The sequence below is a fragment of the Microcoleus sp. Aus8_D2 genome (assembly GCF_036702665.1).
Taxonomy (GTDB): Bacteria; Cyanobacteriota; Cyanobacteriia; order Cyanobacteriales; family Microcoleaceae; genus Microcoleus.
Window position 1 is genome coordinate 37,967 of the sequence record NZ_JAUBUN010000049.1, and the last position, 11,626, is coordinate 49,592.

12 protein-coding genes are annotated in these 11,626 nt (G+C 45.7%); 8 read left to right on the top strand and 4 right to left on the bottom strand.

Annotated elements, in window-relative coordinates:
• Nucleotides 1-465: 465 nt before the first annotated feature.
• From QUB64_RS27675 to ccmS, 3 genes are all read left to right on the top strand, one after another.
• Entirely contained in the window at nucleotides 466-1,962 is a 1,497-nt protein-coding gene (locus QUB64_RS27675) for an RtcB family protein (protein WP_333272245.1), read from the top strand.
• 226 nt (nucleotides 1,963-2,188) lie between these two features.
• The gene (locus QUB64_RS27680; protein WP_333272247.1) at nucleotides 2,189-3,985 is read left to right on the top strand and encodes an ABC transporter ATP-binding protein; all 1,797 of its coding nucleotides are present in this window, start codon (nucleotides 2,189-2,191) and stop codon (nucleotides 3,983-3,985) included.
• Between the two features lie 331 nt (nucleotides 3,986-4,316).
• Nucleotides 4,317-4,754, top strand: coding sequence for a beta-carboxysome assembly chaperone CcmS (ccmS, locus tag QUB64_RS27685; RefSeq protein WP_333272250.1), 438 nt, complete (start codon nucleotides 4,317-4,319; stop codon nucleotides 4,752-4,754).
• A gap of 226 nt (nucleotides 4,755-4,980) precedes the next feature.
• On the opposite strand, the gene QUB64_RS27690 is transcribed toward ccmS, so the two are convergent.
• The 3 genes from QUB64_RS27690 to QUB64_RS27700 all read right to left on the bottom strand — a co-directional run bounded on the left by QUB64_RS27690 (nucleotide 4,981) and on the right by QUB64_RS27700 (nucleotide 7,404).
• A complete protein-coding gene (locus QUB64_RS27690) occupies nucleotides 4,981-5,916 on the bottom strand; it encodes a spermidine synthase (protein ID WP_333272252.1) in 936 nt (311 codons plus the stop codon).
• A 144-nt stretch (nucleotides 5,917-6,060) separates the two neighbouring features.
• Nucleotides 6,061-6,669 carry an adenylate/guanylate cyclase domain-containing protein gene (locus tag QUB64_RS27695; protein WP_333272254.1) on the bottom strand — a complete coding sequence of 203 codons (609 nt, stop codon included), beginning with the start codon at nucleotides 6,667-6,669 and terminating at the stop codon, nucleotides 6,061-6,063.
• 6 nt (nucleotides 6,670-6,675) lie between these two features.
• Entirely contained in the window at nucleotides 6,676-7,404 is a 729-nt protein-coding gene (locus QUB64_RS27700) for a response regulator (RefSeq protein WP_333272257.1), read from the bottom strand.
• 325 nt (nucleotides 7,405-7,729) lie between these two features.
• Between QUB64_RS27700 and QUB64_RS27705 the strand changes: the two genes are divergently transcribed.
• From QUB64_RS27705 to QUB64_RS27725, 5 genes are all read left to right on the top strand, one after another.
• On the top strand, nucleotides 7,730-8,095 hold the full coding sequence (locus QUB64_RS27705) for a hypothetical protein (RefSeq protein ID WP_333272260.1): 366 nt from the start codon (nucleotides 7,730-7,732) through the stop codon (nucleotides 8,093-8,095).
• A 14-nt stretch (nucleotides 8,096-8,109) separates the two neighbouring features.
• Nucleotides 8,110-8,265 carry a hypothetical protein gene (locus QUB64_RS27710; protein WP_333272262.1) on the top strand — a complete coding sequence of 52 codons (156 nt, stop codon included), beginning with the start codon at nucleotides 8,110-8,112 and terminating at the stop codon, nucleotides 8,263-8,265.
• A 149-nt stretch (nucleotides 8,266-8,414) separates the two neighbouring features.
• The gene (locus QUB64_RS27715) at nucleotides 8,415-8,861 is read left to right on the top strand and encodes a SufE family protein (protein ID WP_333272265.1); all 447 of its coding nucleotides are present in this window, start codon (nucleotides 8,415-8,417) and stop codon (nucleotides 8,859-8,861) included.
• Between the two features lie 14 nt (nucleotides 8,862-8,875).
• Complete coding sequence (locus QUB64_RS27720) at nucleotides 8,876-9,781, top strand: alpha/beta fold hydrolase (protein ID WP_333272268.1); 906 nt, start codon at nucleotides 8,876-8,878, stop codon at nucleotides 9,779-9,781.
• Between the two features lie 99 nt (nucleotides 9,782-9,880).
• Nucleotides 9,881-10,294 (top strand): DUF6282 family protein, encoded by a 414-nt coding sequence (locus QUB64_RS27725; protein WP_333343209.1) that lies wholly within the window; start codon nucleotides 9,881-9,883, stop codon nucleotides 10,292-10,294.
• A gap of 332 nt (nucleotides 10,295-10,626) precedes the next feature.
• On the opposite strand, the gene QUB64_RS27730 is transcribed toward QUB64_RS27725, so the two are convergent.
• Nucleotides 10,627-11,626, bottom strand: a 1,000-nt coding sequence (locus QUB64_RS27730) for a right-handed parallel beta-helix repeat-containing protein (protein ID WP_333325141.1), incomplete at its 5' end; no start/stop codon positions are given.

Genomic DNA, 11,626 nt, shown 5'->3' on the forward strand with positions numbered 1-11,626 from the left:
CTGGGAAAAGAAACCGGGTTTCTGACAATAGACCTCTTGCAAAAGTCAAATTTACCCCCCGCAAGTCCCCCCTCCCGCGGGGGGAAACAAGAATAATCTTGCTCCCTCCCCGCGAGTTCGGGGAGGGTTGGGGTGGGGTGCTTTGGATTTTTGCAAGAGTTCTAATAATTTTTGTGTGTTTGCGAAGTATCTAGGCAGAAACCCGGTTTCTGATACTCGCTGGGAAAAGAAACCGGGTTTCTGACAAAATTTTTGTGTGGTTGCGAAGTATCTAGGCAGAAACCCGGTTTCTGATACTCGCTGGAAGTTGACAGATCAAAAATAATGTGCCAGGATCGACATAATTAGAAAAGTTGCCTTCAACTTGTCTCTCAAAAGATTGCGGCTGCTGAACCAAAGTCTTTGATTAACTACAACATCTCTTCAATTTGTGGGGGTTGCACTGCAACCCGCAACAGACTCTTTATGCAGCAGCCAAAAAACTTGAATAGGCTTTTGCGAGCTTTGTCTCGGCAAGGTCTTGATCTGAGTTACGACAATCAAGTCTACTCGATTTGTCTCAATAGTTCTCTGAAAGAAAACTGGCAAGATGCCAGTTTCACAGGAGAAAACTGGCAAGATGCCAGTTCCATAACAGCAGAAGTTTTGCTTCCAGAAGGTTTTCCGCTGGAAGCAAAGGCTCTCAAACAGTTAGCAAATTTGGCGAATGTTCGTCACCCTCAAGGTGGTTGTGTTTGTCGCGCCTGCGCCACTCCAGACTTCCATCCGGGGGATGCGGGAGTGGCAATTGGCTCGATCGTCCAAACTGACAAAATGGTGATTCCGGCGGCTGTCGGCTCCGACATTAACTGCGGGATGCGCTTGCACGTTGCTGATTTGTCGATCGCACAATTTCTCAGTCAGCGCGATCGATTTGTAGAGTTGATGAAAGGCGATTATTTCTTCGGTACTCGCGATGTCAGCATGACTGCAAAAACCTCCCGCGCGATGTTCCAACACGGGATACCCGGATGGCTGGATGCTATGCAGGATAAAGCAATTGGTAGCGCAGCTAATTCGGATTTTGAGCAGTTGGCTGCTGAGTGCGCCGATCGCACTTTTCTCAATGGTTCCATGAATGGCGATGTCAAATGGGCTCCCGAAGAATTAGTCCCAAATGACGGCACAGTAAGGGATGGCGGGTTGGCTACCATCGGCGGCGGCAATCATTTTGTAGAAATTCAAGTGGTTGAAGAAGTTGTCGATCGAGCTACGGCTTATACTTGGGGAGTGCGATCGGGACAAATCGCTTTTATGATTCACTCCGGTTCGCGAAATGTCGGCAAATACATCGGTGGTATGTGGCGCGATCGAGCGATCGCCGCCTGGCCGAAAACCCTAAAATACCCTGAATCCGGGCTGTTTCCGCTGTCTGTCGAAGCCAATCCCGAACTTGTGAGCAGCTACCTACAAGCGTCCGCAACGGCCGCCAATTACGGTTTTATCAACCGCTTGCTGCTAGCAGAACTTCTGCGACTGCGTTTGCGGCAAGTTTTCGGGGATATCGAAGCTCCTTTAGTTTACGATTTGCCTCACAATATTACCTTAGCTGAAGGTGCTGGCTGGGTAACGCGCAAAGGCGCTTGTCCCGCACATTCCGGCCAGCCTGTAATTGTACCGGGTTCGATGGGTGCGCCGTCTTATTTGCTGGTTGGTAAGGGGAACGATCGATTTTTGCGATCGGCTTCTCACGGTGCGGGCCGGGCGCGATCGCGCTTCGATCTCAGTCGCCAAGGTGCTGACAAAACTGACTCCGCTTTGGGATTAACCGGCGTAGATTGCATTACCTTGCGGGAAGAACGTAGAATCGAAGAAGCCCCGGCAGCTTACAAACCAATTCAACCAGTAATTGACGTTCAGGTGGAGGCACAAATGGTGGGGATAGTCGCTAAAATGAAGCCAGTGTTAACGTTTAAAGCCTAGGAACGGGGCATTTGAGAATTAAAAATTAAATCAGGGTAGGGTGCGCCTCGGCGCGCACCCTACTAATTGAGGGGTTACGCATGGGGGGCTAGAAACCGGGTTTCTACGATTTTCTGCGTTTAGTAACGAAAATATACGCAGAAACCCGGTTTCTGAGGTCAGCGTGCATAAGTCCTATAATTTTTAATTCTCTGCCCGATTTCCGATGCCCCATGCCCCATGCCCTATGACCGATTCTCAATTGTCACCAAATCAATCAAAACCCATCCATCCCCTCAAGCGGCTGCTAAAGTACGGGCGCCGCTACCGCCTGAAAACTTGGCTCGCCAGTATCTGTTCGCTGCTGAATAAATTCTTTGATTTAGCGCCACCAGCATTAATCGGTATTGCCGTTGATGTGGTTGTGAAACAGCAAGATTCTATCCTTGCTAAGTGGGGAATAAAAGATGTATTTTGGCAACTCGCAATCATTACTTTTTTGAGTTTGATAGTTTGGACTTTGGAATCTCTTTTTGAATATGCCTATGATTATTTGTGGCGCAATTTGGCTCAGGATATCGAACACGATTTGCGTCTGGAAGCTTACAGCCATTTACAAGAATTAGAATTAGCTTATTTTGAAGAACGCAGCACCGGCGGTTTGATTTCAATTCTCAATGATGACATCAATCAACTTGAGAGGTTTTTGGATGGTGGTGCCAATGAAGTGATTCAGGTAAGTACGACGGTCATTGTGATTAGCGCCGCTTTTTTTGCAGCATCTCCTGCTGTTGCTATCCTGTCAATGCTGCCGATTCCTTTTATTATTTGGGGCTCATTCGCCTTTCAAAACCGTCTCGCTCCACTGTATGCTGATGTGCGGGAAAAGGTGAGTTTTCTCAACGGGCAACTGTCGAATAATTTGACGGGAATTACTACTATTAAAAGTTTTACTTCCGAAGATTATGAAACTGGGCGCATCGAAACCCAAAGCCAAGCTTACCGCCAAAGTAACCGACGGGCGATCGCACTTTCGGCAGCTTTTATTCCTTTGATTCGGGTGATAATTTTCTTGGGGTTTATTGCAACGCTATTTCTGGGCGGTTTGGAGGTGGTGGCGGGTAGGTTGTCTGTAGGGACTTACAGCGTTTTGGTGTTTTTGACACAGCGGTTGCTGTGGCCCCTGACTCGGCTGGGTGATACTATGGATCGATACCAGCGCGCCATGGCTTCTACTAATCGGGTGATGAATTTGTTGGATACGCCGATCGCAATTCGCACGGGCGATATTCGCCTGCCGGTTAGTTCGATTAAGGGTGAGCTAGAATTTAAAAATGTTACCTTTTATTACAATCAAAGAAAACCGATTTTACAGTATTTTTCGCTGACTCTACCGGCGGGGAAAACTACTGCGATTGTTGGGGTGACTGGTTCGGGGAAAAGTACGCTGGTAAAACTAATTTTGAGGCTGTATGAGGTACAGTACGGTCAGATTTATCTCGATGGTATAGAATTAACTACCCTGAATTTAAAAGATTTGCGCAGAGCGATCGGATTGGTGAGTCAAGATGTATTCTTGTTTCACGGTACGGTAGCAGAAAATATTGCTTACGGCAGTTTTGAGGCTAGCAATCGAGACATCGTAAATGCTGCTCAAATTGCTGAGGCTCACGAGTTTATCGTGCAATTGCCGGAGGGTTACAAAACTATTGTAGGGGAACGCGGTCAAAAATTGTCGGGGGGACAGCGGCAGCGGATTGCGATTGCGAGGGCTGTGTTGAAGAATCCGCCGATTTTAATTCTAGATGAAGCTACTTCAGCGGTGGATAACGAGACGGAAGCCGCAATTCAGCGATCGCTCGAACGAATCACCAAAAATCGGACTACAATTGCGATCGCCCACCGTCTTTCTACTGTCCGCAATGCCGATTGTATTTTTGTCATGGAACAAGGGCGAGTGGTAGAATCGGGGCAGCACGAACAACTGATCGAACATGATGGAATTTATGCGTCGCTCTGGCGAGTGCAATCTGGTATAAAATAGAAACGCAGTGCTTTTTAGGAATGGGGAATGGGGGATGGGGCATCGGGCATCGGGCATCGAGCATCGGGCATCGGGCCAAAAAGGGAATTAGGAATTGGGAATTCGGAATTGGGAATTCGGAATTGGGAATTGAGAATTCGGAATTGATAATTGGTAATTGATAATTGGTAATTGATAATTGGTAATTGGTGATTTTATACCTAACTAATACCCAATGCCCAATGCCCACCCTTCGACTTCGCGAGCGGGCAAGATGCCCCATGCCCCATGCCCCATGCCCGATCCCCCATGACTAATGACTGAAAAATATTAGTTTCTACAAGGAGAGAAAATGTTTTTATTTGGTGGCCCTGATTCAGAACAAAAAAATCAAAATAACTGGCGCCGCAAGTTAGATAAATTTGTAGCAGCCAACAAACAAGAATTGGCGGCTTTAGCTTGGGGGTTGTTTCAGGAAAGGGGAGAGGAAAGCGAAGATATTTTGGGCATTGACATTGCCGGAACGCCGCGTTTCGTGTACTGTAAAAAAGAGGCTGTTGAAGAGTTAAACCGTCAAGTTAAAAGTCACATTCAGGAAATTTTAGGAGTGCTCAACGCTCACAAACCCGAGAAAGAGGTGGCGATTTTGGCGATCGGTGAAGGTGAAATCAAGCTAATTTTGTTTGAAATTGACCCCGCACCTCCTGATTGTTTTGAACTCGCAGCAGTGGATGTCGATACATTGATCGATCGCCTAGAAAAACAAATGGCTGAATATATTAAAGCATAAAGACGTAGATTGTAATTTGCCGTAGGGTGTGGAGCCATGAAAAATACCTAAATTAAATCGACAATTTCACGGGCGACGCACCTGATACCATTTATAAAAAATCTTCCTACAACACAATTGTTGGGCTTATTTGCTGATATATTCTGTAGGTGCGTCGCTTTCAGATTGTCGCTCTTTTTTAGGGATTGTCGATGGCGACGCACCCTACAAACTGAAGCCACTCCAATCAAAATAACCAGCAATCAAAATAACCGGCGGGCGGCGAATCGTCAGTCAAAATTTTAGCTTTGTCTAAATCAGGTATAATTTCACCCAATTCTGAACTTATTTTCACATCAAGAGCTCTGTCTGTCAAGGAAAACGAAAATTCATGTCCATCTTGCACATATTTGGCCCTGGAAACAATCTCGTCTTTCTCTAAAATAGGGCTGTTAGTACCAATTAGAACGCTGTTAATATCCTTCCAAGGGCAGACGCATACCTGGGAAAACACGCTTTGAAAAGTCTTCACCTTTTGGGCATAAAACTCATCTCTTTGCAGCAGATTTACTAAAACAACTCCGGCGGTTGACAAATGTTTTTGGCAAAGTTCATAAAATTCTTTAGTTGCTAGTCGGTGCGGAAAGTAGCCGTTGCCAAAAAACACGTCTGTCATAATTATATCATACTGAATATCTGGGCTTTGCTGTTCTAGGTATTCTCTCCCATCCTGGATTGCGACGGTGAGTCTATCGTCGAACTGCACTCCAAAACACTCGATGGCTGCTTCCAGGGCGATCGGATCTACATCGGCACATTCTACAATAGTTTCCGGCAAATAATGGTGCATAACTAACGGAATTCTGCCGCCACCAAACCCAGCTATATAAACTTTTTTAGGTCGATTTTGCCACAATAAACCCAACATCATCGCTTGGGTATATTCTGAAACTAAATGCAGAGGATTGTTGAGGTTGAACACAGATTGCAATAAATCTGTATGCAAATTCACCTTTTCTACTAAACATAGCTTAATTTGACCTTTGTCTTTTCTAACTGCAACATAGTGAACTCCCGACTCTTTGCAAAAAACAACTCCATCCGGCTGTTGTTGCACCCAAGCAAGCCTCTGTTGAATATTCGCTAAATTTATAGCCTGCCATTTTTTTTGTTCGTCAATCATTTATAGGAAGGAAGAAGGAAGAATAAATAATAATTTTTTGTAGGGTGCGTCGCCATAAATAATCCCTAAATTAGACCGATAACCTGATAGCGACGCACCTTATACATAATATTTTATGCAATCATGAAAAACCCCTGAGATAATTTAAGCAGACTGTACCCGCTTGTACGCCACCAAATCTAAACCAGAAATCGAAAATTCCAATTTTTCCCAATCTTCCTTCTCACCTTCCAATTTTTCAAACGCTGCGGAGGTGAGCAAAATCTCTCCCCGTTCCGCCAAATCTTCTCCCAGTTTAGCAGCTAGATTAAATTCCGCTCCGTACATATCCTCTCCTTCCAGCATCAAAACATCGCCGCAGCCAATGCCAATGGAGAGGTAAATATCCATCTCGGGTGGCAGTGTCGTGTTGACAGCCGCCGTTTGTTTTAGAGAGTCGATTGCAGCTTCTACAGCAGATTTTACATCGGGAAATACTGCAAAAATATTGTCCGCTTCCTCTTTAACAACAGTACCGCCACATTCCGCAATTATCGGTTTGACAATTCCGTGCATCCGGTGAATCATTGCCAGAAAATGAATGATTCCGTAGCGGACAGTCGTTCGCGAGAAGCCCGACATATCCATTACCAATATTGTGTGTTCTTGGCGGAAAGTTGCATTTATTTTGGCATCAATTTCTGCCATTTTTTCGGGACGTTCGTTTCTTTCTTGCAGCAGCTTTTCCAAGTTAGTGCGGTTGTTTGTTTTCATTTTAGTTTAATTAAATTCCCAATCGCGACAAAAAGGTTGAGGGCGGCCAGCGGGATGCACTGCACAATTGATTCCGTCTTGGCCGTAATAATAATCGCAGACTTTGCAAGGTTGATTTTGCTCAATTTTTTTCATTAAAATTGCCCGAATTGTCTGAACTCGGTTGCGATATTTGTTGGCATTCGAGTGACTCGGTTCAATGGACAAAGCTTGCTGGAAAGCTGCTATGCTGGCATCGTACAATTTAATAATTTGGGCGCTGTATTTTGTCCAAGCATCGGCGCGACTTTGATAAAGTTCGATCGTATTTAAGGTTAAAATACCGTATTCCGTCCAAGCGTCAGCGGAAGCTCGATCGAACTTAAGATCGGCATTAATCAACACTTTTTTGATGGTTGCCAAAAGTTCCCTGGGCTGCCAAGGTTTGCTAACATACGCCTCGGCGCGATCGATCGCCCTGGAGAACAAAGCTAGCTGCTGTCCCTTCCCGGTTAAAAATATTACTGGTATATTCCGAGTTTCGGGATTAGCCTTAATTAAACGGCAAACATCGTAGCCGTCGAGGCGAGGCATTACGATATCTAATAATACTAAATCCGGGTAATTTTTCTCAACTTTATCCAGTGCTTCCACACCGTCAGATGCTTGAATTACATTTAATCCGCTGCATCTCAACTGATGTGAAATGCACTCCCGCTGGCTGCGGGAATCTTCCACAACTAAAACTGTACTCATCACTCCCCACTTGGTTTCTGAGGTAAACTTGTTCGCTGCTTCGAGTTGCCCTTGCTGACATTATTTTACCCACATTGGATGATTTTGTTATCACTGGCGAGCGAGATTATCTAAAATCGCAACAAATCTTAAAGTGGGAAGCGCCGCCGATACCGATCGCAAAATGCTGGTTGCTAATACGCGGACAATTGTTGAAGGTTTGGGGGGAAAGTATTCGGCTTTTAAGCCTTAATCACGGCAAACTGTACTGGTGGAGGATGAAAACCTTGTTGAATTGCCACAGATAATCGGCTACTGTATACGTTGAAGTTCTTAAGGACGACACATGAATAGATTGCTCCTCACTTTGCTTGTAAGTCCGACGCTGTTTGGATCTCTGATGTCTGTAAGCGCGATCGCCCAAAACGCTCAAAATATAGGCGAAACACCCGGCAAATCGGCGGATGCGCCTACCTGCGTGCGATCGCCCCACACTCAGCGTCTGAGTTGCGTGCGCCTTCGGGCCAAAACCGCTGCTGCTAATCCTAAACAGACAATCGGCTCGAAGTCGCCGGATGGCCAGCCGGTGGCGATGATGGACTTTACCGAAGAAGAAAGCGATGCCGCCGTGGCGTTGTTTGGCTGCGATTGCCCGGTTTGCATGAATTCCCTGCGCCAGTTGCGCGGTTTGCCACCGTTACAGGCGAGTTGAGGGCTTTGGGCCGAATGTTTTTTGGTAAGATCGCGATCGTTGCGACACTTGAGATTTGCGGGACGATCGCACTTTTGCTCTACAAGAATTTATGCAAATTGGCGATCAATCGACAAGCGGGCGATCGACTTTTTAACATCTCCAAAATTATCCCCAATAGAATTATATAGCAGAGCAACAAACGCGATTTTTAGCAAACGTTTTTCTTGGGATTTTTTAACCGCACATGAACGCGGATGGACGCAGATGTTGCAGGGCGATCGCCCTGCTGCTAAAATAAAATGTATAATATTAGCGACGTAAACCGCTACTCGAAATCATGTCCGCAAATACCGCGCTACCCGCAACCCTAGCTAAAATTGTCCAGCGCTTCCAGCGACACTCCGACCCGAAACAGCGCTACGAACAACTGCTGTGGTATGCTAAGCGACTTCCAGCATTTCCCGAAAGCGATAAATTGCCGGAAAACAAAGTTTCTGGCTGCGTATCGCAAGTTTATATTACTGCAAATTTGACCGACGGAAAAATAGCGTATCAAGGCGATTCAGACGCTCAGTTAGTTAAAGGATTAGTTGGCTTGCTCGTCGAAGGTTTGAGCGGATTGACGCCTGCTGAAATAGTCAACGTTACCCCAGATTTTATTCAAGATACGGGATTGAATGTGAGCCTGACTCCTTCCCGCGCGAACGGATTTTACAACATCTTTCAAATGATGAGAAACAAAGCACTTGCTTGCGAAGTGAACGCGCAAGCAGAAGCAAATTAACAGGAGAAAAAGCCGTGACTCAGACTGCCGATCTAACCCAATCTAATTCTAGTAATTATCCCGCCACAGTTCAAGAATATCTCTGGAACTGGAAAGAAACGCAAATCAAAGTTATTTACGAAACCACAGGAGAGGGAAACACCGTATTATTGCTACCAGCTTTCAGTACGGTTTCCACGCGCTCAGAAATGCGTCCTTTAGCGGAATTGTTAGCTCCTAACTTTCAAGTTGTGAGTGTAGATTGGCCTGGTTTCGGCGACTCTGCTCGCCCGCGCACCGACTACGAACCGGAATTATATCATCAATTTCTTAAGGATTTTGTTGAGTCAACTTTTAGCAGTCCTGTGGCTGTAGTTGCGGCCGGTCACGCTGCGGGTTATGCGATGCAATTAGCACAGTCAAAGCCGAATGTTTGGTCAAAAATTGTGTTAGCTGCGCCGACTTGGCGCGGGCCTTTACCGACGATGAGCAAGCAGCAAAGCGGTTGGCACGGAGTTGTGAGAGAATTAGTGCGATCGCCCTTACTAGGTCAATTTCTCTACAAACTGAACACTGCGCCGTCATTCCTGGGTTTCATGTACCGCCGCCACGTCTATGCGGATGCAGCAAAAGTCACGCCTGATTTCATCGAAAATAAGTGGAAAGTCACCCAAAAACCAGGTGCGAGATTTGGTTCGGCGGCATTTGTAACTGGTGGTTTAGATCCGGCAAAAACGCGGGAAGAATTTGTCGCCAACTTCCAAAAATTGGCAGTGCCGGTGATGGTTGTAATTGCTGAAAAAGCGCCACCAAAATCTAAGGCAGAAATGGAAGTATTAGCCCAATTACCGGGTGTGGAATCGCGAGTTATTCCGGGCTCTTTGGGTTTGCACGAAGAGTATGCAGCGGATTTAGCAAATGCGGTTAAATCTTTTCTTTAACGGTTCGTAGTGTGGACTTTAGTCCGCAGCATTTTGCGGACTAAAGTCCACACTACAAACTAAATAGACTTTTGTCAAGTTATCTGGCGTAAAAAATAAGTGTTTTTTGTGCGATCGATTAAGTTAAAAATTGCCGCAATAGTTGCAATTTTTGGGATTGTGTGCTGTGGGTTTTGCCAGCCTGTTTGTGCTGTCGGAGATTCGCAGATAGAAGGTGCGATCGACTTTCACGTCCATTCGTCTCCCGATGTGATTCCCCGCAGGTTAGACGATTTTGAGGTAGCTGAGTCAGCCGCGCGATCGCACATGAAAGCAGTTGTACTCAAAAATCACTATGCCAGCACAGCAGCGCGGGCAGTTTTGGTCAATAAAATTGTACCGCAAATCCAAGTTTTCGGGGGAATTGTGCTCAATCGCGCGATCGGTGGCCTTAATCCCGACGCTGTAGAAGCAATGCACCGCATCGCCGGGGAATTTAGAATGGGTAATATCATGTCCGGTCGATTACGATAACAATGACTGTTCGTAGTGCGGTCAATAGACCGCAAAAAGCTGCGGACTTTCGCGGGCACTACGAACCTTACTGATTGCGGTCAATAGACCGGACATGAAATAATTGGGCATCGAGCATTAGTAATTGGTAGCCACTAACAAATGACAAATGACAAATGACTAATGACGGCAGGACCACCCTTCGACTTCGCTCTGGGTAAAATGACTAATGACGGCAGGACCACCCTTCGACTTCGCTCTGGGTAAAATGACCAATGACTGCGGACTAATGACTAGCCTTCGACTTCGCGAGCGTCTAAAATGACTAATGACTAATGACGGCAGGACTTCTTCTATTCTTGATTACCTTGGCCGCGCACGTATCCGTTATCTGAAATCCGCCAAGCACCCCCAGCATTGCCAGTCAAATCGCAATCATCCACCGTAGCAATGCTATCTCTATAAACTGCGATCGCCTCACCTTCATTACCATTAATTCTACACCGGCGCGCAATCAATTTTCCTCCCAATCCGACACCGATTCCCAGAGTGCCGTTATCATAGATATTGCAATCTTCCACCGTTGCTTTGCCATTATCCGAGATAAAGATTCCGTTCCATATTCCATCATGAATTTGACAGCGGCGGATTACCGAATTAGCATTAGGGCCGCAAATTATCACCACAGAATAGTTGGCAGAAGTGATATCGCTGTCTTCTACGATTAACTCGCCTTGGCGAATATCTACAGCGTAATGTTTCCCGGTTGTTCTCATTGTCAATCCTCGCACTAAAGCGCTGTTTGTTGCCATTTGAATGCAGTTTGAGTCGGTGCTTTCAATAGTGACGCTACCAGCTTCTGTGCTGCCGATAATTTCCACAGATTTGTCGAGAATTAGACTTTCTTTATACAAACCAGGACGCAGGTAAATGCGCGTACCGGGAGCAGCATTTTTTACCGCTTCGCTAATAGTAGTATAATTGCCTTGACCCTGTTGACAAACAACAAATTCTTTACTTGTCAAAACTTTGGGAGCTGAAGTAGATGCTTCTATTTGTCCTGATTCAGCTTTTTTAAATTCTCGCTCGCCTGATAAGGAAAGTTGCGATTGTAGCTGCAAGCGTTCTTGATGTAATGTTTCTAACTGATTTTCTAAGTCGGATATTTGAGATTGCAGTTGAGTTTGATTTTGGTGGGCTGTCTCGATTTGAGTTTGAAGTTCCGAGATTTGAGAAGTGAGTTGAGATGCCAATTCTGAGCGAGTTTGACGCCCACTTTCTAACTGATTTTCTAAGTCGGATATTTGAGATTGCAGTTGAGTTTGATTTTGGTGGGCTGTCTCGATTTGAGTT

What these genes read in the sequence shown, in the direction of transcription:
- QUB64_RS27675 (WP_333272245.1), top strand. Translation starts at nt 466, where the DNA reads ATGCAGCAGCCAAAAAACTTGAATAGGCTTTTGCGAGCTTTGTCTCGG.
- QUB64_RS27680 (WP_333272247.1), top strand. Translation starts at nt 2,189, where the DNA reads ATGACCGATTCTCAATTGTCACCAAATCAATCAAAACCCATCCATCCC.
- ccmS (WP_333272250.1), top strand. Translation starts at nt 4,317, where the DNA reads ATGTTTTTATTTGGTGGCCCTGATTCAGAACAAAAAAATCAAAATAAC.
- QUB64_RS27690 (WP_333272252.1), bottom strand. Translation starts at nt 5,916, where the DNA reads ATGATTGACGAACAAAAAAAATGGCAGGCTATAAATTTAGCGAATATT.
- QUB64_RS27695 (WP_333272254.1), bottom strand. Translation starts at nt 6,669, where the DNA reads ATGAAAACAAACAACCGCACTAACTTGGAAAAGCTGCTGCAAGAAAGA.
- QUB64_RS27700 (WP_333272257.1), bottom strand. Translation starts at nt 7,404, where the DNA reads ATGAGTACAGTTTTAGTTGTGGAAGATTCCCGCAGCCAGCGGGAGTGC.
- QUB64_RS27705 (WP_333272260.1), top strand. Translation starts at nt 7,730, where the DNA reads ATGAATAGATTGCTCCTCACTTTGCTTGTAAGTCCGACGCTGTTTGGA.
- QUB64_RS27710 (WP_333272262.1), top strand. Translation starts at nt 8,110, where the DNA reads ATGTTTTTTGGTAAGATCGCGATCGTTGCGACACTTGAGATTTGCGGG.
- QUB64_RS27715 (WP_333272265.1), top strand. Translation starts at nt 8,415, where the DNA reads ATGTCCGCAAATACCGCGCTACCCGCAACCCTAGCTAAAATTGTCCAG.